Below are 23,370 nucleotides of genomic sequence, written 5' to 3' on the forward strand. Positions count from 1 at the left end.
AGACCTCGCCCGCGAGACCGCACGTCACGGCCCCGCAAGAACCCGAACCGTCCGGCGGCGCCGACGCGCCGCCCCCGCAAGGAGAACCACGTGAAACTGCTGCGCCTGGGCGCGCCTGGCGCCGAGCGCCCGGCCGTCCTGACCGACGACGGACGCACCTACGACCTCACCGGCGTGACCGGTGACATCGACGGGCCGTTCCTGGCCTCCGGCGGCGTCGAACGGGTCGGAGCGGCCCTGCGCGCCGGCACGCTGCCCGTCCTCGACGCCACGGGTCTGCGCGTCGGCCCGCCCGTCGCCCGTCCGGGCAAGGTGGTGTGCATCGGTCTCAACTACCGTGACCACGCCGAGGAGACCGGAGCCGCGGCGCCGGAACGCCCGGTGGTGTTCATGAAGGACCCCGGCACCGTCGTCGGACCGCACGACACGGTGCTCGTCCCCCGCGGCTCCGAGAAGACCGACTGGGAGGTGGAGCTCGCGGTCGTGATCGGCCGCCGCGCCCGCTACCTGGACGGGCCCGCCGAATCCGCCGGAGTGATCGCGGGCTTCGCGGTCAGCAACGACGTGTCCGAGCGGGCGTTCCAGCTCGAACTGTCCCCGCAGTGGGATCTCGGCAAGTCCTGCGAGACGTTCAACCCGCTCGGCCCCTGGCTGGTGACCGCCGACGAGGTGCCGGACCCGCAGGCTCTCGGGATGCGCCTGAACGTCAACGGCGTGCCCCGGCAGGACGGCACCACCAAGAACATGATCTTCCCGGTCGCGCACATCGTCTGGTACCTGAGCCAGTACATGGTCCTGGAGCCGGGCGACGTCATCAACACCGGGACCCCGGCCGGCGTGGCCCTCGGGCTGCCGGGCACGCCGTATCTGCGGGCGGGCGACACGGTCGAGCTCGGCATCGACGGACTCGGCAGCCAGCGACAGACGTTCCGGGACGCGTGAGGCCGACATGGACAGCGACGACATGAACGGCAAGAGGAACAGCGGCGGCACGGCGCGCATCACCGGTGTCGACGTGATCGACGTCCGTTTCCCCACCTCGCGCGAGCTCGACGGCTCCGACGCGATGAACCCCGACCCCGACTACTCGGCCGCCTACGTGATCCTGCGGACCGACGCGGGCGACGGGTGCGAGGGGCACGCCTTCACCTTCACCATCGGGCGCGGCAACGAGGTGCAGGCCGCGGCGATCGCCGCGCTCCGCGAGCACGTCGTGGGCCTGTCGGTGGACGCGGTGTGCGCCGACCCCGGCTCGGTGAGCCGCGCCCTGATCGGCGACAGCCAGCTCCGCTGGCTCGGCCCGGAGAAGGGCGTGATGCACATGGCGATCGGCGCGGTCGTCAACGCGGTGTGGGACCTGGCGGCCAAGCGGGCCGGCAAGCCGGTGTGGCGGTTCCTCGCCGACGCCGCGCCGGAATGGCTCGCGGACCAGGTCGACTACCGCTACATCGAGGACGCGCTCAGCCGTGAGGAGGCGGTGGACCTCCTGACCCGGGGCAAGGAGGGCGCCGCGGCGCGCGAGGAGCGGCTCCTGGCGCAGGGCTACCCGGCGTACACCACCTCCCCCGGCTGGCTGGGCTACTCCGACGAGAAGCTGGTCCGGCTCGCCCGCCAAGCGGTCGCCGACGGCTTCACCCAGATCAAGCTGAAGGTCGGAGCGGACCTGGCCGACGACGTACGGCGGCTGCGCGCGGCGCGCGGGGCGGTCGGGCCGGACATCCGCATCGCGGTCGACGCCAACCAGCGCTGGAACGTGGGCGAGGCGATCGACTGGACCAACGCGCTGGCCGACGGCGACCCCTACTGGATCGAGGAGCCCACCAGCCCGGACGACATCCTCGGGCACGCGGCGGTGCGCAAGGGCGTCGCCCCGGTCAAGGTCGCGACCGGCGAGCACGTCCAGAACCGCATCGTGTTCAAGCAGCTGCTGCAGGCCGGTGCGATCGACGTCCTCCAGATCGACGCGGCCCGCGTCGGCGGCGTCAACGAGAACCTGGCGATCCTGCTGCTCGCGGCGCGGTACGGGGTCCCCGTCTGCCCGCACGCCGGCGGCGTCGGCCTGTGCGAACTGGTCCGCCATCTGTCCATGTTCGACTTCGTCGCACTGTCCGGGACGACCGAGGACCGGGTGATCGAGTACGTGGACCACCTGCACGAGCATTTCAAGGACCCCGTGACCCTCGCGGCCGGGCACTACACGGCTCCCGTGGCGCCCGGATTCTCCTCGGAGATGCACGCGGGTTCGCTCGCCGCCTACCGCTACCCGGACGGGACCTTCTGGGCCGCCGATCTCGCCGAGCAGGAGCAAGGAGACACCCCATGAATCAACTGAGGGAACTGTCCGGCCTCAGGGCCGTGGTGACCGGCGGTGCCTCCGGCATCGGGAGGGCGACGGCGGACCTGCTGGCCGCCCGGGGTGCCGCCGTCGCGGTGCTGGACCTCGATCCGTCGGGGGTGGAGAAGCCGCTGAGGGGTTACACGGCCGACGTGTCGGACGACGCGTCCGTGCGGTCCGCCGTCGCAGCGGTGGCCGAGGACCTCGGCGGCATCGACATCCTGGTCAACAACGCCGGCATCGGCGCCACGGGCACGGTCGAGGACAACGACGACGCCCAGTGGCACCGGGTGCTCGACGTGAACGTCCTCGGCATGGTCCGCACCACCCGCGCGGCCCTCCCCCACCTGCGCTCCTCCGCGCGCGCCGCCGTCGTCAACACGTGTTCGATCGCGGCCACGGCCGGACTTCCGCAGCGCGCCCTCTACAGCGCCAGCAAGGGGGCGGTGCTTTCGCTGACGCTCGCCATGGCGGCGGACCACGTCCGCGAGGGCATCCGCGTCAACTGCGTGAACCCCGGTACGGCCGACACGCCGTGGGTGAGCCGCCTGCTCGACCAGGCGGCGGACCCGGCCGCCGAGCGGGCGGCGCTCGACGCCCGCCAGCCCATGGGCCGGCTGGTCACCGCGGGCGAGGTCGCCGCCGCCATCGTGTACCTGGCGAGCCCCGCCGCCGCCTCCGTCACCGGCACCGCGCTCGCGGTGGACGGCGGCATGCAGGGCCTGCGGCTGCGGCCGGAGGCCCGGTGATGCCCACGTCGAGCGGCGGCGGTGCCAGGCCGGCGCTGCCCACCCGCACCCTGGGTCGCAGCGGTGTCCCCGTCACGTCGCTCGGTTTCGGCGGCGCCGCCGTCGCCGGTCTCTTCGAGGACGTCGGCGAGGAGGCGGCGGCAGCGGCGGTGGAGGCGGCCTGGGAGGCCGGGATCCGCTACTTCGACACCGCCCCGCACTACGGCCTCGGCCTGTCCGAGCGCCGCCTCGGGGCGGCCCTGCGGACGAGACCGAGGGACGGCTTCACCCTGTCCACCAAGGTCGGCAGGGTCCTTGAGCCGTACGAGGGCGGCGGGGACGACCGGGCCGACGGATTCGCCGTACCGGCCACGCACCGGCGCCGCTGGGACTTCAGCGCCGACGGCGTGCGCCGCTCCCTGGAGGACAGTCTCACCCGGCTCGGGCTCGACCACGTCGACGTGGTCCTCCTGCACGACCCCGACGACCACGAGGAGCAGGCGTTCAAGGAGGCCTATCCGGCGCTGGAGGAGCTGCGGGCCCAGGGAGTCGTCCGGGCGATCGGCGTGGGCATGAACCGGACCCGGATGCTGACGCGTTTCGTGACGGACACGGACGTCGACGCCGTGCTGTGCGCCGGGCGGTACACGCTGCTCGACCAGGAGGCGCTGGAGGCGCTGCTGCCCGCCGCGGCGTCGGCGGGCACGAGCGTGATCATCGGCGGGGTGTTCAACTCCGGGCTGCTCGCGGCACCGGCGCCGGACGCCACGTACGACTACGCCACGGCCCCGGACGCGCTGGTGCGCCGGGCGCTGCGGATGCGCGGGGTCACGGAGGCCGAGGGAGTGCCGCTGCGCGCGGCGGCACTCCGCTTTCCGTTCGGGCATCCGGCGGTCGCCTCCGTGCTCGTCGGGGCGCGGTCGGCCGGCGAGGTCCGGGACGCGGCCGAGCAGTTCCACCGGTCCCTTCCCGAGGCCGTGTGGGAGGGTCTGCGGGCACAGGGCCTGCTGCCGGCCGGTGTGCCGGTGCCCGCGAGGAGTGCGACATGACCGTCATCGACGCCCACCACCATCTGTGGGACCTCGGCGTCCGCGACCAGGAGTGGATCGAGGGGCCGGAACTCGCGCCGCTGCGCCGGTCGTTCCTCCTGCCCGAGCTGGAGGCCGAGGCCCGGGAGGCCGGGGTCGCGGCCACGGTGCTCGTCCAGACGGTCACGGTGGCCGAGGAGACGCCGGAATTCCTCGCCCTGGCCTCGGCCGGCGACCTGATCGGCGGGGTCGTCGGCTGGACCGATCTGACGTCGCCGGGCGTCGCGGACGAGCTCGCCCGGCTGCGTGCGCTGCCGGGTGGGGGTTTCCTGCGCGGGATCCGGCATCAAGTCCAGGGCGAGGCGGACCCTGACTGGCTGACGCGGCCGGAGGTGCTGCGGGGGCTGCGCGCGGTCGCGGCGGCCGGACTCGCGTACGACCTCGTGGTCCTGCCGCACCAGCTGCCCGCGGCGACGCGGGCGGCGGCGGCGGTCCCCGGTCTGACGTTCGTCCTCGACCACCTGGGCAAGCCGCCGATCGCGTCGGGCGAGCGGGAGCCGTGGGCCGGGCGCGTACGCGAACTGGCCGCCCTGCCGAACACGGTGTGCAAGCTCTCCGGGATGGCGACCGAGGCCGACCGGCGGTCGTGGACCGTCCGTGACCTCAGGCCGTACACCGACACCGTGATCGACGCCTTCGGGCCCCGGCGGCTCATGTTCGGCTCCGACTGGCCGGTGAGCACGCTGGCGGCGGGCTACGGCGAGGTCGTGGCGGTCACCGGGGAGCTGCTCGCGGCGCTCGACCCCGCCGAGCGGGACGAGGTGTGGGCCGGGACCGCGCGGCGGGTCTACCGGGTGACGCCCGTCGCCGGTCACCGGCCCGACCCAGGGGGTGTCCGGCCGTGATCCGCCGGGCACCCCCTGGGTCGGTCACTTCTCCTCGAAGCGGCTGAGCTGGCGCTCCAGGCTGCGGGTGAGATGGTCCGCCATCGCCTCCGCGGCCCGTTCGGGGCTGCGGCGCAGGATCGCGCGGACGACCCGCTCGTGCTCGGCCAGGGTCGGGTCGTCCTCGGCGGGGAGGCTGCTGAGGCGGAAGATGTGCAGATGCGCGTGGAGGCGCTCGACGGCGTCCAGGAGCAGGTGCCGGTCGGCGGCCGCCGCGACCGCGTCGTGGAACCGCTGGTCCAGCGCGGCGAAGTCGCGGTAGGACGCGTACGGCCCGGCGGGGCCGGGGTGGGCCTCCATGTCCTCCTGGATGGCCTCGATGGCGTCGAGTTGGGACTCGTCGGCGTGCAGGGCCGCGAGGGCCGCGGCGCGCGGCTCGAGCAGGAGCCGCATCTCGAACAGCTCCTCGACGCCCTGCCGGGTGAGGAGTTCGGTCGCCCGGTAGCCGGAGAGGGAGCGCTTGACCACGAGGCCGTCGGACTCCAGGCGGGCCAGCGCCTCGCGGACCGGGGTCGGTGAGACGTCGAGCCTGCGGGACAGGGCCTCGATGCCGACGCGGGCGCCCGGAGCGATCTCATGGTCCATGATCATGGCCTTGATGTCCTCGTAGACGCTGTCGGACAGCGGCTGGCGGACCGGCGGCACCGGAGCGGGGCCGCCCGTTCCGGCCCGGTCGTCGGAGACGGGCGGGTCATGCGCCGGCATCCAGGTCTCCTCACTTCACTACGCGTTCGACCACGGGCAGTTTAGCGAGGCGGGGGCCGGCGCCCCCGGGCTCCGTCGCGGACTCAGACGTCGGTGCGGACGACGACCACGAGGGTGCGCGGGCCGTGCACCCCCTCCACACGCTCCAGCTCGATGTCCGAGGTGGCGGACGGGCCGCTGATCAGGGTCGTCGGGCGTTCGGGGACGAGTCCGGCGAGCATCTCCGGGACCCCGACGGCCACCGAGGACAGGTCGACGACGCACACGTGGACGTCGGGGACGAGGGACAGTGCGCGGCGGCCCTGGTCGGCCGAGCCGTCGAGCACGATGGTCCCGGTCTCCGCGCAGCTCGCGGCCGAGGCCGTCACGACCGCGTCGAGGGTCTCCAGGGCGGAGGGCGGCACGTCGGCCCGGTCCTCCTCCGTCGCGCCGTCCCAGCCGTCGAGCCAGGAGCGGTCCAGTCCTGCGGGCAGCCCGACGCGGCGGGCGCCGAGGCCTTCGAGGACCTCGGCGAGGGTCGCGGCGGTCTCCCGCGCCGTGCAGGTCCGCACCTGCGCCTTGTAGTCGAGGAGCCGGTCGGTGAAGAGCGCGAGGCGCTCGTCGTCGGGGAGGGTGCGGTCGCGCCGGTAGTCCCGTGCCGCGGTGACGGGCGGACGCGGGGCGAGGGCGAGCGCGTCCCGTACGCGTCCGAGGACGGTCTCGCGTGCGGTCATCGGTCCTCCTGCTCGGTGTCGTCGGGGGCCTGACCGGGGGCGGCGTCGGCGAGTGCGCGTCGGCCCTCCTCGGAGGCGTACCAGTCCCGGAAGGTCTGCCGGGGCGGGGCGGGGGTGTCGCGGCTTGCGCTCCAGCCGTTCAGCGGCGGGGGCAGGCGGGAGATCGTGCCGTCCCGTCCGGCGGCGACGCGGCCGAGCCGGGCGGCCTTCTGGGCGGCCGTGTAGAGCTTCGGCCGGCCCATGACGGCGGCCGCGGCCTTCATGGCGAGTTGTTCGGCGCTCCGGCCGGTCCGTTCGGTGGTCTGGTGCCGGAGTTCGACGAGGAGCGACGGGATGTCGATCTTCACGGGGCAGGCGTCGTAGCAGGCGCCGCAGAGGGTGGAGGCGTACGGGAGGGAGGCGTTGGGGTCGTTCTCGACGGCGTGCGTGCCGGCGAGCTGGGGGGTGAGGACGGCGCCGATCGGGCCGGGGTAGGTCGATCCGTAGGCGTGGCCGCCGACGCGCTCGTAGACCGGGCAGACGTTGAGGCAGGCCGAGCAGCGGATGCAGTGGAGGGCTTCGCGGCCGACGGCGTCGGCGAGTGCGGCGGTGCGTCCGTTGTCGAGCAGCACCAGGTGGAACTCCTGCGGGCCGTCGCCCGGTGTCACGCCGGTCCACAGGGAGGTGTAGGGGTTCATGCGCTCGCCGGTGGAGGACCTCGGGAGGAGTTGGAAGAAGACCTCCAGGTCGGCGTGGAGCGGCAGGACCTTCTCGATCCCCATGACGGTGATCAGGGTGCGCGGCAGGGTCAGGCACATCCGGCCGTTGCCCTCGGACTCCACGACGGCCAGCGTGCCGGTCTCGGCGATCCCGAAGTTGGCGCCGGAGACGGCGACCGGGACGGTCATGAACTTCTCGCGCAGATAGGCGCGGGCTGCGGCGGCGAGATCGGCGGGACGGGAGCTGAGGCCGGGGTCGACGCCCGGGATCTCGTCCAGGAAGATCCGGCGGATCTCGTCCCTGTTGCGGTGGATCGCGGGCACCAGGATGTGGGAGGGCCTGTCGTCGGCGAGCTGCACGATCAGCTCGGCGAGGTCGGTCTCGTACGCGGTGACGCCGTGGCTCTCCAGGTGCTCGTTGAGGCCGATCTCCTGGGTGGCCATCGACTTGACCTTGATGACCTCGCGGCTGCCGGTCGCGGCGACGAGGCGGGTGACGATGTCGTTGGCCTCCGCCGCGTCGCGGGCCCAGTGCACCGTGCCGCCGGCCGCGTTGACCTTCTCTTCCAACTGCTCCAGGAGTTCCGGCAGTCGGTTCATGACGTCGGCCTTGATCGCCGCCCCCGCGGTGCGCAGCTCCTCCCAGTCGGGCACTTCGGCGGTGACGGCCAGGCGCTTGGCGCGGATGGTGTGCGTCGCCTTGTGGAGGTTGGAGCGGAGCTGGTCGTTGTCCAGCTCGGTCGCGGCCGCCTTCGGGAACGTCATGTCGCCGCGCAGGTTTCCCTCGCCGTACGGGGAGCGGGGCGGGGGTGCGGGCATCCCGAGGAACGTGCTGCTCATCGTGCGGCCTCCGTGAGGGGGTGCGGCGCGGTGCGGGTGGCGGCGAGGATCTGGGCGAGGTGGAGCGTGCGGGTCCCGGAGCGGATGCGGGACAGGCCTCCGCCGATGTGCATGAGGCACGAGGAGTCGCCGGCCGTGCAGACGGCGGCGCCCGTCGCCGCCACGTGGCGGAGCTTGTCGGCGAGCATCGCCGAGGAGGTCGCGGCGTTCTTGACGGCGAAGGTGCCGCCGAAGCCGCAGCAGGCGTCCGCCTCGGGGAGTTCGGCCAGGTCGATGCCCTCGACGGCCCGCAGCAGGCGCAGGGGTTTGTCGCCGACGCCGAGCATCCGCAGGGAGTGGCAGGTCGGGTGGTAGGTGACGCGGTGCGGGAAGTACGCGCCCACGTCCTCGGTGCCGGCGATGTCGACCAGGAACTCGGAGAGCTCGTAGGTCTTGTCCTTCACCGCTGCGACGCCGGCGCGCAGGGCGGGGTCGCCGTACCGGTCGGCGACGGTCTGGTGCTGGTGGCGCACACAGCCGGCGCATGAGCCGGAGGGCATGACGACGGCCTCGATGGACCGGTCGCCGAACTGCTCGGCGAAGTTGCGGACCAGGGGTACGGGCTCGCGCTGGTATCCGGTGTTGACGTGCATCTGGCCGCAGCACGTCTGGTCCGGCGGGAAGACCAGCTCGTGGCCGAGCCTGGTCAGCAGCAAGGCCGTCGCCCGTACCGCGTCGGGGAAGAGGGTGTCTCCCAGACAGGTGGCGAAGAGTCCGATGCGCATGGGGACCTCCACGGTGAAAAGTATGGTCCGACCATAGGGCCCGCGACCCGTTCCGCCAAGGGGTGACCACAGTATGGTCGGACCTTACGAGGGTCGGGGTGACCACACCGGCCTGCTCCCACCCGCCTGCCGCCGCAGGCGGGCGCGGCTCTACTCGTCGCCCTCCGGCGGGACGGCCAGGGTGCCGTGGAACCCGCGAATGTGTCGCTCCACGAGCTCCGCCGCGGCGGGCCCGTCTCCCGCCCGGACGAGCCGGAGCAGCTCGGCGTGTTCGCGGTTGAGCTCCTCGGCGGTCGCGGTCCAGTCCTCGGCGGCCTCCTCGGCCTGGAGGATCAGGGTGCGCACGGACTCACGGACGGCCGAGGTGAGCGTGGAGACCAGGCCGTTGCCCGAGCTGCGGGCGATCAGTACGTGGAAGGCGGTGTCCAGCTCGTTGAAGAGCGTCACGTCGGCACCCGCGTCCCGCATCCGGGCGAGCAGCTCCTCCGCCTCGTCGAGGTCCTCGTCCGAGGCGCGGCGGGCGGCCGCCTCGACGCTGGAGCGTTCGAGCAGGACCCGTGCCTCCAGGACGTCCTCGACGCCGTAGCTGCCGAGCGCGAGGTGGAGGCGCAGGATCCGGCCGAGTGCCTCGTCGGGGTTGCGCACGATGCGGGCGCCCGCGTCCGGGCCCCGACCGACGTTGGCGACCAGCACCCCGATGGTCTCCATCACCCGGAGCGCCTCGCGCAGGGCGGACCGGCTGACGCCCAGCGCCGGTGCGAGCTCGCGCTCCGGCGGCAGCCGGTCCCCCGCCTTGAGCTCGCCGGCGAGGACCTGCCGCTCAAGGCTCTCCAGTACGAGCTCATGCGTCCGCGACTGCTTCACCGGTCGCCGTTCGGCCATCTCGGGCGCTCCCCTCTTCCCGGAACGGGCTCCGTATCCCGCTACCACCCTCACTATGGTCCGACCACACCACCGACAGAAATCAGATAGGAAATAGGCTCGGACCGACACCACCAGAGGCGAAGAACTCGGGTGCCCGCAGCACCAGCGGGCGTTTTTCCTATAGGAAAACGCGTCTGATCTCTTGACACACCTCATCGCTGCCGCTGCACTCTGCTCTGTCACCGAGTCCGGTCATCCCCACCGAAGGAGCCGCACGCCCATGACCGACCGTTCCCCCACGCCTCCGCCCTTCGACAACCAGGCCGCGATGTCCCGCCGTGGACTGCTGCGGGCGGCGGCGACCGTCGGCGCCGTGTTCGCCCTCTCCTCGCTGCCGGAGTTCACTCCGTCAGCCGCCGCCGTGACGCGCCCCGGCTCCCTGTCCCTGGTCCCGGACGCCGACGCGATCGCCCTCTGGTACACACGGCCCGGCGCCGAGAGCAAGGTCGTCGAGGAGGGCCTGCCCATCGGCAACGGCCGGCTCGGCGCCCTGGTCACCGGCGACCCGTCCCGTGACCTCCTGGTGCTCGCGGACGCGACGCTCTGGACCGGACACGCCAACGCCGCCTTGCAGTCGGACGGCCAGTTCCCCTACGACACGGGGAACTTCGGCACCTTCGGCATGCTGGCCAAGGCGTACGTCGACGTTCCGGACCACGCCGCCACGGCGATCAGCGGCTACCGCCGCACGCTCGACATGAGCAACGGCCTGGTCACCGCCACGTACCAGGTCGGCGGCGTCACCTACCGGCGCGAGGTGTTCTCCAGCCACCCGGACGACGTCGTGGTCGTCCGCCTCACCCAGAGCGGCGGCGGCTCCTACACCGGCTCGATGACCCTCGCCGGGACCCGGGGCGAGACCGTGTCCGCGAACGCTGGCGCCGCCGAGGTGTCCTTCGCCTCGACCCTGGCCAACTCGCTGAGGTACGCGACCCTGATCAAGGCGGTCGGCACGGGCGGTTCCGTCTCCGCGACGGGGACCAAGGTGACCTTCACCGGCTGCACCGAGGTCGTCCTGGTCGTCTCCGGCGGCACGAACTACAAGGCCGACGCGTCCGTCCAGTACAAGGACACGGCGCTCGTTCCGCTCGCCGTCGCGCGCGGCAAGGCCGCCCAGGCCACGGGCGTCGCGGGTTCGGCCCTGCTCGCCACCCACGTCGCCGACTTCCGGCGCCTCCAGCAGCGGACGACGGTGAACCTCGGGGCGTCCAGCGCCGCGCAGCGGGCCATGGACACGCCCGCACGGCTCGCGGCCCGGGCCGCGTCCGGTGCCGCTCCTGACCCCGAACTCGAAGCCTCCTACCTGGAGTTCGGCCGCTACCTGACCATCTGCGGATCGCGTGACAGCCTGCCGACCAATCTCCAGGGTCTGTGGATCGACACGAACACCCCGTCGTGGATGAGCGACTACCACACCGACATCAACGTCCAGATGAACTACTGGCTGCCCGACCGGCTGGGCCTGTCCGAGTGCTTCGACGCCTTCACCGACTACTGCGTGGCCCAGCTGCCGGGCTGGCAGGCGACGACCCGGAACCTCTTCCAGGACTCCCGGAACCGGTTCCGCAACACCTCAGGCACGGTGGCCGGGTGGACGCTCGCCATCTCCACGAACGTCTGGGGCGGCAACGGCTGGTGGTGGCACCCGGCGGGCAACGCCTGGATGTGCAACTCGCTCTACGAGCACTACGCGTACACATTGGACACCGCTCACCTCGCGAAGATCTATCCGCTCCTGAAGGGCGCCTGCGAGTTCTGGGAGTCGCGTCTCCTCACCATGACCGTGCCGGACCCGGCGGGCGGCACGCGCGAGGTCCTCGTCGACGACCACGACTGGTCGCCCGAGCACGGCCCGCAGGACGGGCGCGGCAACACCTACTCCCAGGAACTGGTCTGGCAGCTGTTCCGGAACTACCGGGCGGCGGCGGCCGAGCTCGGCAAGGACGCCGCGTACGCCACCACCATCGGCGGGCTCCAGGCCCGGCTCTACCTGCCCGAGGTCAGTGCCACGAGCGGCTGGCTCGAGGAGTGGATGAGCGACGACAACCTGGGCGAGACCGCCCATCGTCATCTCTCCGCCCACGTGGGCCTCTTCCCCGGCGATCGCATCACCCTCCAGGACTCCCCCGCCCCGCTCGTCGCCGGCGCCACCAGGCTGCTGGAGGCGCGCGGCATGCAGAGCTTCGGCTGGGCGAACGCCTGGCGGGCGATGTGCTGGGCCCGGCTCAGCCAGGCCGACAAGGCGTACCAGCTCGTGGTCAACGTGCTGAGGCCCTCGGTGAACTTCGGCAACGGCAGCGCGATCAACTTCTTCGACATGTACGGCCTGGGCGGCAGCTCGGTCTTCCAGATCGACGCGAACTACGGCACGCCCGTCGCCATGGTCGAGATGCTGGTCCAGTCACGTCCCGGACGTGTCGAGCTGCTGCCCGCCCTGCCCAAGGCGTGGGCGGCCTCCGGCTCCGTCACCGGCATCGGCGTGCGGGGCGGCCTCACGGTCGACATGAGCTGGACGTCGGGCCAGGTCACCGGCGCCACGCTGCGCGGCGCCGCCGGCAGGACGACCACGGTCGCCTTCGGGTCGTGGAGCACGACCGTGACCATCCCCCCGACGGGCGCGGTGACCGTCGCTCCGCCCGCGCAGTACACCGTCTTCCAGCTGGTCAACCGCAAGTCTGGCCGGGCGATCGACGTCCCCGGCGCCGACACCTCGGCGGGCACCGGCCTCATCCAGTACACCCCGAGTTCCGCCGCCAACCAGCGGTTCCGCTTCGTCCCGGTCGGCGGCGGGCTCCACGAGATCCTCACCACGCACGGCGGCACCCCGCTGGCCTGGGACGTCTCCGGGGGCGGCGCGGCCGAGGGCGCCAGGCTCGTCCAGTGGCAGCCGACGCACGCGACCAACCAGCAGTGGAAGGTCACCGACACGGGCGACGGCCACGTGACCCTCACCTGCGCCCGCAGCGGCAAGGTCCTCGGGGTCACCGGCGGCTCGACCGCCAACGGCGCGACGATCGAGCAGCAGACGGCCGACGGCGGCACCGGCCAGCAGTGGCGGCGCGTCGGCATATGAGCCCGGCGCGTCCGACACGGAACCGCCCCGCCGGTCGAGCCCGGCGGGGCGGTTCTGTGCGGCCCGTGCGGCCGGTGCGGCCCGTGCGGTTACGCGGTCAGCGGCCTGCCAGGAGGCACAGCAGCCGGGCCACTTCGGTCGCCACCGCGTCGCGCGCCGGGCCGAGGTACTTGCGCGGATCGGCGACGTCCGGCGCCGCCGCGAGCCGCTCCCGTACGACCCCGGTGAACAGCTTGTTGAGGTGGGTGGAGATGTTGACCTTGGTCATGCCGACCGCGACGGCCTTCGCCAGGAGCGCGTCGTCGACCCCCGAGGAGCCGTGGAGCACGAGCGGTACGGGGAGGGCCTCCTTCAGGCGCGCGATGAGGTCCAGGTCGAGGACGGCGTCACGGGTGAGCATCGCGTGCGAGCTGCCCACGGCGACGGCCAGGGCGTCGACGGCCGTCGACTCGACGAACCGGCGCGCCTCGTCGGGGTCCGTACGGACGCCGGGGGCGTGCGCTCCGTCCTTCCCGCCGACCTCGCCCAGCTCCGCCTCGACCCACACGCCGGCCCGGTGGCAGTGGTCGGTGACGCGCCGGGTGGCGGCGACGTTCTCGCCGTACGGCAGCTTGGAGGCGTCGAACATGACCGACGTGAGGCCGAGTTCGACCGCCTCGTGGACGAGGTCCGTCGACTCGGCGTGGTCGAGGTGCACGGCCACCGGCACGGCGGCGGCGCGGGCGACGGCGAGCGACGCGAGCGCGATCGGGGCGAGGGAGCCGTGGTAGCGGACGGTGTTCTCGCTGATCTGCAGGATGACCGGCAGCCCGGCCTGCTCGGCTCCGGCGACGATGGCCTCGGCGTGCTCGATCTGCACGACGTTGAAGGCACCGACACCGGAGTTCGCGTCACGTGCGGGGCCGACGATGCCGTCGGTGGGGGTCAGGGGCATGGCGTTCTCCACAAGCGGTGGTAGAGGACCTTCCGACCATCCGTCCGTCAGGCGGAGGCGTCGTCGAGGATGACGGAGCGGGTGAGGTTGCGCGGGCGGTCCGGGTCGAACCCCTGCGCCTCGGCGAGGTGAACGGCGAGCCGCTGGGCGACGATGAGGTCGGCCAGCGGGTCGAGCCCGGTGGCGGCGTCGTCCGAGCCGGCGGGTGCGTCGTCCGACCCGGCGGCGAGGATGCCGCCGACGCGCGCGATGTCGTCACGGAGGCCGGTGGGCACGGCGCCGAAGATCCAGGCGACGCGGCCGGGTCCGGTGATGCTGATGGGGCCGTGCCGGTACTCCATGGCCGGGTAGGCCTCGGTCCAGGCGCCGGCGGCCTCGCGCATCTTCAGGGCGGCTTCGAGCGCGAGCCCGTACGTCCAGCCGGTGCCGAGGAAGCTGAACTGCTCCGCGGCGCGGATCTCTTCGGCGAGCGGGAGGGCGATCGCCCGTTCCGCGTCCTCGACGGCACGCTCCCACGGGTGGACGCCGGGCGGCAGCGCGCCCTCCGCCTCCAGGTGGGCGCGGAGCAGGAGCAGGACGGTGGTGGCGAAGCGGGTCTGGACGACCGACTCCTCGTCGGCGAAGTCCAGCACGGCGACGGAGTCGGCGGCCGTCATGACGGGGGTGGCGGGGTCCGCGGTGATCGCGGAGGTCGCCACCGCTCCCTTGGACCGCGTCAGCACGTCGAGCACCTCGGTGGTGGTGCCGGATCGGGTGATGGCGAGCACGCGGTCGTACGTGCGCCCGGTCGGGAACTCCGACGCGGCGAAGGCGTCGGTCTCGCCGTGGCCGCCGTTCTCGCGCAGCTGTGCGTAGGCGAGGGCCATGAACCAGGAGGTCCCGCAGCCGACGACCGCCACGCGCTCGCCCCGCCGGGGCAGCACGTCGGCGAACGAGGCGACGGCCCCGGCCGCACGCCGCCAGGCGTCCGGCTGGGATGCGATCTCGACCGAGGTGCGAGAGGTCTCGAAGGTGGTCACGCGATTCCTTAGGTTCGTAGGTGTCGGCCGTGCTGAGAACCCTGAGCATGCTGTGCCACACACGCCAGGGATGTCAATTACTGCTCGATACTCGACGATAGTGAGCGGCTTTCATCAATCTAGATGATTGAAGTGTCGGAAACGAGAGCCTTCGAGGTGCGGATCGCGCGCAGGGCACACCCGCTGGCGTGCAGGAATTCCCGCTGCATCGTGCTGTTCGAGACCGCGGCGCTACGATCGGCTTCGCGCATGCCTCCCGGTACCGATACCCGAGCGCGTGCGATCGGGAACGTTCCGTGCGCAGAGGGGTGTGACGCGTGTCCAAGCAGGAGCGGTGGAGCAAGCTGCTGGAGCTGCTGGCCGTCGAGGGAAGAATCGACGTGGAGGAGGCCGCCGAGTCCGTCGGCGTGTCACCCGCGACCATCCGCCGGGACCTCGACGGGCTCGCGGAACAGCGGATGCTCGTCCGGACGCGCGGTGGAGCCATCGCGCACGGCGTCTCCTACGAGCTGCCGCTGCGCTACAAGTCCTCCCGGCACGCGTCCGAGAAGCAGCGCATCGCCGCGGCCGTGGTGGAGCTCCTGGGCGTGGGGGACGTCGTCGGGCTCAACGGCGGTACGACCACGACCGAGGTCGCCCGGGCGATGGCGCTCCAGGCGGGCGGCAGTCCGCCGGGCGAGCCGTGGGAGAACACCTCCGGGACGACGTACACCGTCGTCACCAACGCGTTGAACATCGCCGGCGAGCTGGCGGTCCGCCCGCAGATCAAGATCGTGGTCACGGGCGGCGTGGCGCGTCCGCAGACCTATGAGCTGGTCGGCCCGCTCACCGCGGGCGTGCTCAACGAGGTGGTGCTCGACGTCGCCGTGCTCGGCGTGGACGGCGTCGACCCGCAGCTCGGGGTCATGACGCACCAGGAGGACGAAGCGGCCATCAGCAGGCTCTTCACCGAACGCGCGCGCAAGGTGATCCTCGCGACCGACTCCTCCAAGATGGGCCGGCGCGCCTTCGCCAGGATCTGCGGACTCGACCGCGTCGACGTGCTCGTGACCGACTCGGGGCTCGCTCCCGACCTGGCGGCCCGGATCACGGAGGCGGGCATCGAGGTCGTCACCGTCTGACGGGGCCGCCCCCGCCCCCCGCCCCCCGCCCCCCGGCCGGGGGGCGGGGGCGTCCTGCGTGGGGTCAGTCGACGTCCGCGACGCAGCGGAAGCCGATGTTGCCGGCGCTGCTGTCGGGGGTGTTGGAGCTGCGGGCGTCGACGCGGTACCGGAAGCAGTAGCTCTCGTGGCACAGGTAGGAGCCGCCCCGCATCACCTTGCGCTCCCCGCGCGGCGGCCCGGCGGGGGCGGTCCGCGGGCCGGTGGCGTGCCATGTGGGGTGGAACCAGTCGGCGCACCACTCCCACACGTTGCCGCAGGTGTTGTGCAGCCCGTAGCCGTTGGGCTCGTACGCGTCGGCCGGTGCGGTGCCGAGGTGGCCGTCCGCGCCCGTGTTGCGCGTGGGGAACTCGCCCTGCCACACGTTCATCCGGTGCACGCCACCGGGTTCGCGCTCGTCGCCCCAGGGGTAGCGGGCCTGCACCAGGCCGCCGCGGGCCCCGTACTCCCATTCGGCCTCGGTCGGCAGGCGCTTGCCCGACCACTTCGCATAGGCCCGGGCGTCACGCCAGGTGACATGGACCACCGGGTGGTCCATGCGGTCGGCGATGCCCGAGCCCGGGCCCTCGGGACGGCGCCAGTCCGCACCGGCGACCTCCCGCCACCAGGGGGTCGCCGGTACGGGGCGGCGGCCGTGTACGCCGTCGGGCAGCAGACCGGCGAACACGAAGGAGGTGCCGAACCGCTCGGCCAGCGTCACCCATCCGGTGGCGTCGGTGAACGCGGCGAACGCCTCGTTGGTGACCGCCGTCGTGTCGATCAGGAACGGAGCGAGGCGGATCTCGCGCACCGGGCCTTCTCCGTCGGCTGCGTAGCCGTCTCCGGCGTCGGTGCCCATCAGGAACGTACCGCCGGGCAGGCGCACCATGCCGGGGTGTCCGGCCGGGAGGTCTCCCACCGCCACGCCCGGTTCCCTGGCCTGCGGCTGCCGCAGGCTCGGTTCCGCGACCGGCAGTTGCCGCTCCCGCCCGGCCTCGCGGCTCGCGGCGCAGCACGACCGCTCCTGACTCACGGCCTCTCGGCTCACGTCAGGGTCACCGGTGCGCCGCTCGTGCGGCTGCGGTGGGCGGCCTCGACGATCGCGACGATGTCCCGCACCTCCGCCTCGGGGACGTTGGGGATACCGGTACGGCAGGCGTCGACGATCGAGGTGAGCAGTCCGGTGAGCATGGGAGGTCCGGCCTCGATGGTGAACTCCCCTTCTCCGCGCGGGCCGTTGACGCGTCCTGTCGTGAGCGGTGACCACCGTTCCTCGCCGCCGAGGGTCGCCACCCGTCCGTCCGGCCAGGTCAGAGTGACCCTGTCGCCGGTCGAGGCGTCGACGTACGCGCATCCCGGCCCGAGCGCCGCGACCGCGAGGTCGACCAGGTGCACGCCGTACCAGGCCAGGAACGGGTGGCCGGGCTGGGTGGGCAGCGGGCCGGTCAGGTCGACGCGGTCGGCCCCGCCTCCACTCCCGCCCACAGCGCGCCGGAACTCGGGGGTGAAGCGCTTCGGCGAGCCCGCCAGGGGCAGGCACCCGTGCGTGGCGGCCGTCGCCAGCATGGCCGTGGCGTCCTCGGTCGTGAGAGCGAAGCGCGTGTCGACGTAGACCGGTTTGCCGAACGGAGCCAGCCGGGTGAAGTACCCGGCGTGGGTACGCGCGTCGGAGGCGACGACGAGCAGGACGTCACAGCGCTCGGCGACCTCCTCCGGGGTGGCGTACAGCGGAACCCCGAGCTCTGCCACCTCCTGGGCGAAGACGTCGATGCGGTCGCGGCTGAGCGGGAAGTCCTCGGCCGCCACGCCCTTCCAGGCGGCGACGACCGTGCCGCCGGGCACGGCGCCCGTGACGCCGTCGCCGAACAGCCGGGTGAACGACGGTGCGTGCGGGGAGTCGACGCCGATGAGTCCGCACCGCAGGGGTGGTGCCGTCATGTCGTCCGTCATCCCTTCACCCCCGACGAGGTGACGCCGGCGACGATGTGCCGCTGGAGGACCATGAAGATCACGAAGCAGGGGATGAAGCTCACCAGAGCGGCGGACATGATGCCGGCCGTGGACACCGTCTCGGTGTGCAGGGTGGCGAGTCCGACCGTCAGGGTGCGGGCCTCGTCGGTCTGGCCCACGACCAGCGGCCACAGCAGGTCGTTCCAGTGCCACAGGAAGACGAAGATGGCGAGCGTGGCCAGCACCGGCCTGATCAGCGGCAGCACGATCCGCAGGAAGGTCCGCCACTCCCCCGCACCGTCGATCCGTGCCGCGTCGAACAGCTCGTCGGGCAGGTCGCGGACGAACTGCCGTATGAGGAAGACCGCCTGGGCGTTGGCGAGGGTCGGCATGACCAGGCCCCACAGCGTGTTCACGCCGTCCATGCGGGCGACGAGGACGAACGTGGGGATGAGGGTGGCCTGCATCGGCACCATCAGGGTGGCGACGATCGCCCACAGCAGCGCGTTGCGCCCCGGGAACCGCTTGCGTACCAGGGCGTAGGCGGCCATGGAGGCGGTGAGGAGGATGACCACCACGGAGACCACGGAGTAGACGAGGGAGTTGACCAGCCAGAGCGGGAACTCGCCGACCTCGAAGATCCGGGTGATGTTGTCGAGCGTCAGGGAGTCGGGGATCGCGTGCGGCAGGGTGGGCGCGTCCTCGGGCGAGAGGGCGAGGACGACCACGGCGATCAGCGGCGCGACGGTGAACAGCGAGGCGGCGGTGAGCGCGAGGGTCGGCAGCCAGGCGCGGGGCCGGCGGGCGCCGGGGCGGGCGGCGTCGAGGGCGGACGGCGGAGTGGTCACGGGGTCTCCTTGCCTTCGACGAGGCGGCGCTGGACGAGGGACAGGACGAGCACGATGGCGAAGAGGACCATGCCGATCGCCGCCGCGTAGCCGAAGTCGAGGAACTTGAAGCCCTCGTCGTAGAGGAAGTAGATGAGGCTGTGGCTGGCCCGGCTGGGGCCGCCGCCCGTCATCACGTAGATGGTGTCGAACACCTGGAAGCCGATGATCGTCTCGATCACGAGGACGAAGAACATCACGGGCCTGAGCAGCGGGAGGGTCACGTGCCGGAACGCCTGCCAGCTGGTCGCCCCGTCGAGGCGCGCCGCCTCGTGGACCTCGGCGGGCTGGGCCTTCAGGCCGGCGAGGAAGACGAGCATCGAGTATCCGAAGCCCTTCCACACCGAGACCAGCGCGAGGCTGGCGAGGACCAGGAGCTGGTCCCCGGACAGGAACGGGACCGGGCCGAGTCCGAGCCCGCCGAGCGCGGCGTTGAGCGGCCCGTCGCCGTCGAAGATCCAGGACCAGATGATGCCGGCCATCACGAAGGAGCTGAGGTAGGGGACGAAGAGCACGGCCCGGAACGTGCCGGTGAACCGCACCAGTCGGTTCAGGAGCAGCGCGCCGGCCAGGGAGACGACGATGATGAGCGGCACGAAGACGATCACGTAGCTCACCGTCACGCCGAGGCTCTGCCAGAAGTGGGGGTCGGAGAACAGGCGGGTGTAGTTCTCGGCCCCCAGCCAGGTGACGTCGCCGTTGAGGCGGTAGCGCGTGAGGCTCATGGCCCCGGCGCCGGCGATGGGGAGGAACTTGAACACCGCGAAGATGACGAGCGTCGGCAGCACGAACAGGATGCCGGCCATGGCCTCACGGCGCTTGAGGCGCCGGCGGGCCGCCCGGCTGCTCGGGGTGAGGTGCGGGGGCTCGGGACGGCGGAGTGGTCGGCGGAGCGGTCGGCGGTCCGAGTCGGTGCTCGGAGGTGTGTGCACGGACATGGCGGCCTATCAGCGGGGAGGGTTCAGGACCGGGCGAGGAGGTCGCGCGCTTCGTCGGCGGCCTTCTTCAGCGCCTCCTGCGGCGTGCGGTCACCGCTGAGGGCGGACTGGATGTAGGGCGCCAGCGTGGCCATCACCTGGCGGGCGGCGGGCGAGGGCTCACCGGCGTTGGCGTACGCGAGCGCTTCGTTCAGGACCTGGACGTCGGGTCCCGTGCCCGGTGCCTTGACGTCGGTACGGGTCGGGAAGGTGCCCGACGCGGCGTTGAGCGAGGCCTGTGCCTCGGCCGAGGTCAGGTACGCCAGGACCTCGTAGGCGGCTTCACGGTTCTCGTCCTCGTTGATGGAGGTCAGGGAGAGCAGGCCGGGGTTGCCGTAGGTCGCCCGGACGGCGCCCTGGAGCGGCAGGCCGAGGGCCACGTTCCCCTCCCCGAGCGCGGCGCGCATCTGCCGGAGTTCGGGCAGCGAGGTGACGGCGCGCATCGCGACCTTGCCCTGGGCGATGGGAGCGCCCTCGACCTTGGGGCCCTCGGTCACGGCGTCGGCGGGCAGGCCGCCCTGCTTCTTCAGGTCGACGAGGAACCGGAGGGCGGAGACGCCCTGCTCCGAGTCGAAGGCGACGTCCTTGCCGCCCTTGGCGAAGACCGTTCCCCCGGCCTGCCAGAGCAGCGGATAGAACGAGAGGTTGAGCGTCTGCTCGCTGCTGCCCGCGTAGTCCATGACGGCGATGCCCTTCTTGGCGAGCACGGGGGCCGCCTTGAGGACGTCGTCCCAGGTCTTGGGCAGTGCGAGGCCGGCGTCGGCGAAGATCTTGGTGTTGTACGCGGTGGTGTTGATGTTCTGGAAGACGGGGACGCCGTAGAGCTTGCCGTCGAAGGTGGCGGCCTTCAGCGTCTCGGGACGGAACGCCTTCCGCTGGTCGGCGACGGCGTCGTCGACGGGCAGCAGTCCCCGCACCTTGTCGTAGGTAGCGGCCTGGTCGGGCGTGATCAGCACGATGTCCGGTCCGGAACCGGCCGCGAGGGCGGCGGATATCTGCGCGTCGCGCTTGTCGAAGGTCTGCAGCTCGATGTTCAGGTCGATGCCGGGGTGGGCCTTCTCGAAGGCGGCTTCGGTCCGGTCCCAGTACTTCTTGCTCGCCGCCTCGTCCTTGATGACCGGGTACATCCACAGGGTCACCTCGGCCTTCCCGTTCCCGTCGGAGGCGGAGCAGGCCGTGACGACCAGGACGGCGGAGGCGGCCAGGGCCGCGAAGCGGAGCGGTCGTGTCCTCATGCGGATTCTCTCTCTCGGGACGGAGTGGCCCGCGCCGCGTCGGTGAGCGCGGCGAGGGCGGCGCGGTGGCGCGGCAGCAGGGGGTCGGGGGTCAGGAGGGGGTCGTCGGTCTCGCGCATCCAGCGGAGCAGGGCCTCGGCGAGGCCGGCCCGTACGGAGGCGAGGGCGGGGTCGTCCGCGCGGTTGTCGCACTCGTGCGGGTCACGGACGAGGTCGTACAGCTCCAGGGCCGGACTGGATCCGATGGAGGGTCCCCGGAGGACGGCGGGCAGGCTGCGGTGGATCCAGGACTGGGTGGGGTCCATGGCCTGCGGGGCGTTGGAGAAGTTGGCGACGAGTTTGTACGAGGCCGACCGCGCGGAGCGCTTCGGGTCGTAGTAGATGTGGTGGGTGAGCTGCCCGAAGGTGTGGGTACGGGCCGGGCGGCCCTGTTCCACGACGGGGACGAGACTGACGCCCTGGCCGTCCGCCGGTCGTGGCAGGCCGACGAGTTCGCACAGGGTGGGCAGGACGTCGACGTGGCTGACCATGGCGTCCAGGCGGCGGGCGTGCCATGCGGGTCGGCCGGGCACGCGCATCATGAGCGCGACTTCCAGGCCGGGGTCGTAGAGGGTGCACTTCGCCCGGGGCAGGGCGAGGCCGTGGTCGGTGGTGAACACCACGATCGTGTCGTCGCTCAGGCCGAGCGTGTCGAGGCGGGCCAGGATGCTGCCGACGCCCTCGTCCATGTGGCGTACGGCGCCCTGGAGTTCGGCGATCTCCTCGCGGGCGCCTTCGTCGTCCTGGAGGTACGGGGGGACGGTGATCCCGAGGGAGTCGTCCGGGGTCACCGTGTCGCCGAGGAAGCCCATGACTCCGGGGCGGTCGCGCTTCGACGGTGTGCGGTGCGGTTCGTGGAACCCGACCTGGAGGTAGAAGGGGGTGCCTGCCGCGGCCGCCCGGTCGAGCGCCTCGACGGTGCGCTCGACGACGGTGTCGCGGTCGCCGCCGCTGCGGACCCGGTCGAAGCCGAGGCGCTCGGCCACAGCATCGTCCGACAGGACCCGTGACTCGTGGTGCACGCCGACGAGTTCGGTCGCGTACCCGGCGGCGCGCAGCCGGCCGGCGAGGTGGGTCGCGGGGTCGGCGAGGTCCCAGCCGAAGGGGTCGTGGGTGAGGCCGAGGACCCCGTTGGTCTGCGGGTACGTGCCGGTGAACAGGGAGGCCCGGGCGGGGCTGCAGTGGGGGGCGGTCGCGAAGGCCGCTTCGAACAGCGCCGACTCCGCGGCGAGTGCGTCCAGGTGCGGGGAGACCACGGTGGGGATCCCGTACGCGCCGAGGAACCGTCCCAGGTCGTGGCAGTGGAGCAGCAGGATGTTGCGTGGCGTGGTCACGGTCATCCCCTCGTCGCCAGGTCCTCGCGCCTGAGCGCGTGTTCCAGGGGCTCTCCGGCCAGATGACGGCGGATCTCCTCCACGACGATCCGCCCGGCGCGCTGCCGCGAGTCGGCGGTCGCGCCCGCGAGATGCGGTGTGAGGAGGGCGTTCGGCAGAGCGCGCCAGCGGTCGTCGACGGGCAGCGGTTCGCGGTCGAAGACGTCGAGCGCGGCGTCGATCCGGCCCGAGGCGACCGCGTCGAACAGGGCGTCCATGTCGACGAGCGAGGGCCGGGAGGTGTTGACGAACCGGGTGCCGTCCCGCATGGCGGCGATCTCGTCAGCGCCGATCATGCCGTGGGTCTCCGGGGTGGCGGGGGCGTGTACGGCGACGACGTCGCTCGACGCGAGCAGGTCCCGCAGTCCGGTGGTGAGTCCGGCCAGCGGATCACCGGGCCGGACGTAGGGGTCGTGGACGCGGATGTCGGCGCCGAGCGCCCGGCACATGTCGATGTAGCGCCGCCCGGTCCGCGAGGCGCCGACGACGCCGATGCGGGCCCCGCCGATCTCGCGTGCCCGCTCGGACCCGGCGGCCGTCTCCCAGCTCCGGCCGGAGCGGAGCGCGTGGTCGTGGCGGTGGGTGCGGCGCAGCAGGGACAGGGTGAAGCCGAGGGAGAGCTCCGCCACGGCCGGGGCCATCGCCGCTCCCGCCTGGGAGACGGGCAGTCCGGTGGCCCAGAAGTCGTCGCTCACGAGCTGGTGGAGCGAGGACGCGGCGTGCATGACGAAGCGCAGGTCGGGTGCCAGTGCGAGGCGGGTGGCGTCGAGCCGGGGGAATCCCCAGGCGGTGACGAGGACGTGTACGCCGTCGAGGGCCCGGCGGAAGGCGTCCTCCGCGTGCAGCGCGGCCGGCTCCCGCTCGGTGACCTCGCCGAGGGCTGCCAGTGCCTGGAGCGTCGCCGGGGGGAAGAAGGCTTCCTTCTCGGCCGGGGGGACGCTCAGAAGGATCCGGATGTGCGAGTCCGGGAGGCGCTGCTCCCGGACCGCTCCGAGGTGGTGACTCATGCGGCGAAGCTAGCCACCGCAGTTACTTCTGTCAATGACCGAATAAACTACACTGGCC

21 protein-coding genes are annotated in these 23,370 nt (G+C 72.4%); 7 read left to right on the plus strand and 14 right to left on the minus strand.

Annotated features, from left to right (window positions below):
• Positions 1-90: 90 nt before the first annotated feature.
• Genes ACFC0G_RS08490 through ACFC0G_RS08510 form a run of 5 tightly spaced genes read left to right on the plus strand, consistent with a single transcriptional unit; the run spans position 91 to position 4,996 of the window.
• Positions 91-942, plus strand: coding sequence for a fumarylacetoacetate hydrolase family protein (locus tag ACFC0G_RS08490; RefSeq protein WP_376399225.1), 852 nt, complete (start codon positions 91-93; stop codon positions 940-942).
• A gap of 7 nt (positions 943-949) precedes the next feature.
• Positions 950-2,323, plus strand: coding sequence for an enolase C-terminal domain-like protein (locus ACFC0G_RS08495; protein ID WP_376399229.1), 1,374 nt, complete (start codon positions 950-952; stop codon positions 2,321-2,323).
• Positions 2,320-3,084 (plus strand): SDR family NAD(P)-dependent oxidoreductase, encoded by a 765-nt coding sequence (locus ACFC0G_RS08500; protein WP_376399232.1) that lies wholly within the window; start codon positions 2,320-2,322, stop codon positions 3,082-3,084. The genes ACFC0G_RS08495 and ACFC0G_RS08500 overlap by 4 nt, the downstream gene beginning before the upstream one ends.
• Positions 3,084-4,112 carry an aldo/keto reductase gene (locus ACFC0G_RS08505; protein ID WP_376399235.1) on the plus strand — a complete coding sequence of 343 codons (1,029 nt, stop codon included), beginning with the start codon at positions 3,084-3,086 and terminating at the stop codon, positions 4,110-4,112. The genes ACFC0G_RS08500 and ACFC0G_RS08505 overlap by 1 nt, the downstream gene beginning before the upstream one ends.
• The gene (locus ACFC0G_RS08510; RefSeq protein ID WP_376399238.1) at positions 4,109-4,996 is read left to right on the plus strand and encodes an amidohydrolase family protein; all 888 of its coding nucleotides are present in this window, start codon (positions 4,109-4,111) and stop codon (positions 4,994-4,996) included. The genes ACFC0G_RS08505 and ACFC0G_RS08510 overlap by 4 nt, the downstream gene beginning before the upstream one ends.
• A gap of 24 nt (positions 4,997-5,020) precedes the next feature.
• Here the strand turns inward: ACFC0G_RS08510 and ACFC0G_RS08515 are convergent, their stop codons facing one another.
• The 5 genes from ACFC0G_RS08515 to ACFC0G_RS08535 form a co-directional block, all read right to left on the minus strand.
• Positions 5,021-5,740: a GntR family transcriptional regulator gene (locus tag ACFC0G_RS08515; RefSeq protein ID WP_376399241.1), complete on the minus strand. Its 720-nt coding sequence runs from the start codon at positions 5,738-5,740 to the stop codon at positions 5,021-5,023.
• Positions 5,741-5,823: 83 nt separating this feature from the next.
• Positions 5,824-6,453: a lactate utilization protein C gene (locus ACFC0G_RS08520; RefSeq protein WP_376399244.1), complete on the minus strand. Its 630-nt coding sequence runs from the start codon at positions 6,451-6,453 to the stop codon at positions 5,824-5,826.
• Positions 6,450-7,991, minus strand: coding sequence for a lactate utilization protein B (locus tag ACFC0G_RS08525; protein WP_376399247.1), 1,542 nt, complete (start codon positions 7,989-7,991; stop codon positions 6,450-6,452). The genes ACFC0G_RS08520 and ACFC0G_RS08525 overlap by 4 nt, the downstream gene beginning before the upstream one ends.
• Positions 7,988-8,755, minus strand: coding sequence for a (Fe-S)-binding protein (locus ACFC0G_RS08530; RefSeq protein WP_376399250.1), 768 nt, complete (start codon positions 8,753-8,755; stop codon positions 7,988-7,990). The genes ACFC0G_RS08525 and ACFC0G_RS08530 overlap by 4 nt, the downstream gene beginning before the upstream one ends.
• A gap of 150 nt (positions 8,756-8,905) precedes the next feature.
• Positions 8,906-9,637 (minus strand): FadR/GntR family transcriptional regulator, encoded by a 732-nt coding sequence (locus tag ACFC0G_RS08535; protein WP_376399253.1) that lies wholly within the window; start codon positions 9,635-9,637, stop codon positions 8,906-8,908.
• Positions 9,638-9,899: 262 nt separating this feature from the next.
• Between ACFC0G_RS08535 and ACFC0G_RS08540 the strand changes: the two genes are divergently transcribed.
• Complete coding sequence (locus tag ACFC0G_RS08540) at positions 9,900-12,752, plus strand: glycoside hydrolase N-terminal domain-containing protein (RefSeq protein WP_376399256.1); 2,853 nt, start codon at positions 9,900-9,902, stop codon at positions 12,750-12,752.
• A gap of 97 nt (positions 12,753-12,849) precedes the next feature.
• Here ACFC0G_RS08540 and ACFC0G_RS08545 read toward each other — a convergent pair whose 3' ends face one another.
• Both ACFC0G_RS08545 and ACFC0G_RS08550 read right to left on the minus strand, forming a co-directional pair.
• Positions 12,850-13,686 (minus strand): ketose-bisphosphate aldolase, encoded by an 837-nt coding sequence (locus ACFC0G_RS08545; protein WP_376399259.1) that lies wholly within the window; start codon positions 13,684-13,686, stop codon positions 12,850-12,852.
• A gap of 47 nt (positions 13,687-13,733) precedes the next feature.
• Entirely contained in the window at positions 13,734-14,705 is a 972-nt protein-coding gene (locus ACFC0G_RS08550; RefSeq protein ID WP_376399262.1) for an SIS domain-containing protein, read from the minus strand.
• Between the two features lie 317 nt (positions 14,706-15,022).
• Here ACFC0G_RS08550 and ACFC0G_RS08555 point away from each other — a divergent pair, with 317 nt between their 5' ends.
• Positions 15,023-15,826, plus strand: coding sequence for a DeoR/GlpR family DNA-binding transcription regulator (locus tag ACFC0G_RS08555; RefSeq protein WP_376399265.1), 804 nt, complete (start codon positions 15,023-15,025; stop codon positions 15,824-15,826).
• Between the two features lie 64 nt (positions 15,827-15,890).
• Here the strand turns inward: ACFC0G_RS08555 and ACFC0G_RS08560 are convergent, their stop codons facing one another.
• From ACFC0G_RS08560 to ACFC0G_RS08590, 7 genes are all read right to left on the minus strand, one after another.
• Positions 15,891-16,733: a formylglycine-generating enzyme family protein gene (locus ACFC0G_RS08560; RefSeq protein ID WP_376399533.1), complete on the minus strand. Its 843-nt coding sequence runs from the start codon at positions 16,731-16,733 to the stop codon at positions 15,891-15,893.
• A 155-nt stretch (positions 16,734-16,888) separates the two neighbouring features.
• Positions 16,889-17,782 carry a hypothetical protein gene (locus ACFC0G_RS08565; RefSeq protein ID WP_376399268.1) on the minus strand — a complete coding sequence of 298 codons (894 nt, stop codon included), beginning with the start codon at positions 17,780-17,782 and terminating at the stop codon, positions 16,889-16,891.
• An 8-nt stretch (positions 17,783-17,790) separates the two neighbouring features.
• Positions 17,791-18,642, minus strand: a complete 852-nt coding sequence (locus tag ACFC0G_RS08570; protein ID WP_376399271.1) for a carbohydrate ABC transporter permease — start codon at positions 18,640-18,642, stop codon at positions 17,791-17,793.
• Positions 18,639-19,487, minus strand: a complete 849-nt coding sequence (locus tag ACFC0G_RS08575; RefSeq protein ID WP_376399274.1) for a carbohydrate ABC transporter permease — start codon at positions 19,485-19,487, stop codon at positions 18,639-18,641. Before ACFC0G_RS08575 ends, ACFC0G_RS08570 begins: the two co-directional genes overlap by 4 nt.
• A 155-nt stretch (positions 19,488-19,642) precedes the next feature.
• Positions 19,643-20,893 carry an extracellular solute-binding protein gene (locus tag ACFC0G_RS08580; RefSeq protein ID WP_376399277.1) on the minus strand — a complete coding sequence of 417 codons (1,251 nt, stop codon included), beginning with the start codon at positions 20,891-20,893 and terminating at the stop codon, positions 19,643-19,645.
• Positions 20,890-22,266, minus strand: a complete 1,377-nt coding sequence (locus ACFC0G_RS08585; RefSeq protein WP_376399280.1) for a sulfatase — start codon at positions 22,264-22,266, stop codon at positions 20,890-20,892. The genes ACFC0G_RS08580 and ACFC0G_RS08585 overlap by 4 nt, the downstream gene beginning before the upstream one ends.
• A gap of 2 nt (positions 22,267-22,268) precedes the next feature.
• Positions 22,269-23,312 carry a hydroxyacid dehydrogenase gene (locus ACFC0G_RS08590; protein ID WP_376399283.1) on the minus strand — a complete coding sequence of 348 codons (1,044 nt, stop codon included), beginning with the start codon at positions 23,310-23,312 and terminating at the stop codon, positions 22,269-22,271.
• Positions 23,313-23,370 lie beyond the last annotated feature (58 nt).

Origin of the sequence: Streptomyces sp. NPDC056169 (assembly GCF_042268445.1) — a bacterium.
In the GTDB taxonomy this organism is placed as follows: Bacteria; Actinomycetota; Actinomycetes; order Streptomycetales; family Streptomycetaceae; genus Streptomyces.

What these genes read in the sequence shown, in the direction of transcription:
- ACFC0G_RS08495 (WP_376399229.1), top strand. Translation starts at nt 950, where the DNA reads ATGGACAGCGACGACATGAACGGCAAGAGGAACAGCGGCGGCACGGCG.
- ACFC0G_RS08500 (WP_376399232.1), top strand. Translation starts at nt 2,320, where the DNA reads ATGAATCAACTGAGGGAACTGTCCGGCCTCAGGGCCGTGGTGACCGGC.
- ACFC0G_RS08505 (WP_376399235.1), top strand. Translation starts at nt 3,084, where the DNA reads ATGCCCACGTCGAGCGGCGGCGGTGCCAGGCCGGCGCTGCCCACCCGC.
- ACFC0G_RS08510 (WP_376399238.1), top strand. Translation starts at nt 4,109, where the DNA reads ATGACCGTCATCGACGCCCACCACCATCTGTGGGACCTCGGCGTCCGC.
- ACFC0G_RS08515 (WP_376399241.1), bottom strand. Translation starts at nt 5,740, where the DNA reads ATGCCGGCGCATGACCCGCCCGTCTCCGACGACCGGGCCGGAACGGGC.
- ACFC0G_RS08520 (WP_376399244.1), bottom strand. Translation starts at nt 6,453, where the DNA reads ATGACCGCACGCGAGACCGTCCTCGGACGCGTACGGGACGCGCTCGCC.
- ACFC0G_RS08525 (WP_376399247.1), bottom strand. Translation starts at nt 7,991, where the DNA reads ATGAGCAGCACGTTCCTCGGGATGCCCGCACCCCCGCCCCGCTCCCCG.
- ACFC0G_RS08530 (WP_376399250.1), bottom strand. Translation starts at nt 8,755, where the DNA reads ATGCGCATCGGACTCTTCGCCACCTGTCTGGGAGACACCCTCTTCCCC.
- ACFC0G_RS08535 (WP_376399253.1), bottom strand. Translation starts at nt 9,637, where the DNA reads ATGGCCGAACGGCGACCGGTGAAGCAGTCGCGGACGCATGAGCTCGTA.
- ACFC0G_RS08540 (WP_376399256.1), top strand. Translation starts at nt 9,900, where the DNA reads ATGACCGACCGTTCCCCCACGCCTCCGCCCTTCGACAACCAGGCCGCG.
- ACFC0G_RS08545 (WP_376399259.1), bottom strand. Translation starts at nt 13,686, where the DNA reads ATGCCCCTGACCCCCACCGACGGCATCGTCGGCCCCGCACGTGACGCG.
- ACFC0G_RS08560 (WP_376399533.1), bottom strand. Translation starts at nt 16,733, where the DNA reads ATGGTGCGCCTGCCCGGCGGTACGTTCCTGATGGGCACCGACGCCGGA.
- ACFC0G_RS08565 (WP_376399268.1), bottom strand. Translation starts at nt 17,782, where the DNA reads ATGACGGCACCACCCCTGCGGTGCGGACTCATCGGCGTCGACTCCCCG.
- ACFC0G_RS08575 (WP_376399274.1), bottom strand. Translation starts at nt 19,487, where the DNA reads ATGGCCGGCATCCTGTTCGTGCTGCCGACGCTCGTCATCTTCGCGGTG.
- ACFC0G_RS08580 (WP_376399277.1), bottom strand. Translation starts at nt 20,893, where the DNA reads ATGAGGACACGACCGCTCCGCTTCGCGGCCCTGGCCGCCTCCGCCGTC.
- ACFC0G_RS08590 (WP_376399283.1), bottom strand. Translation starts at nt 23,312, where the DNA reads ATGAGTCACCACCTCGGAGCGGTCCGGGAGCAGCGCCTCCCGGACTCG.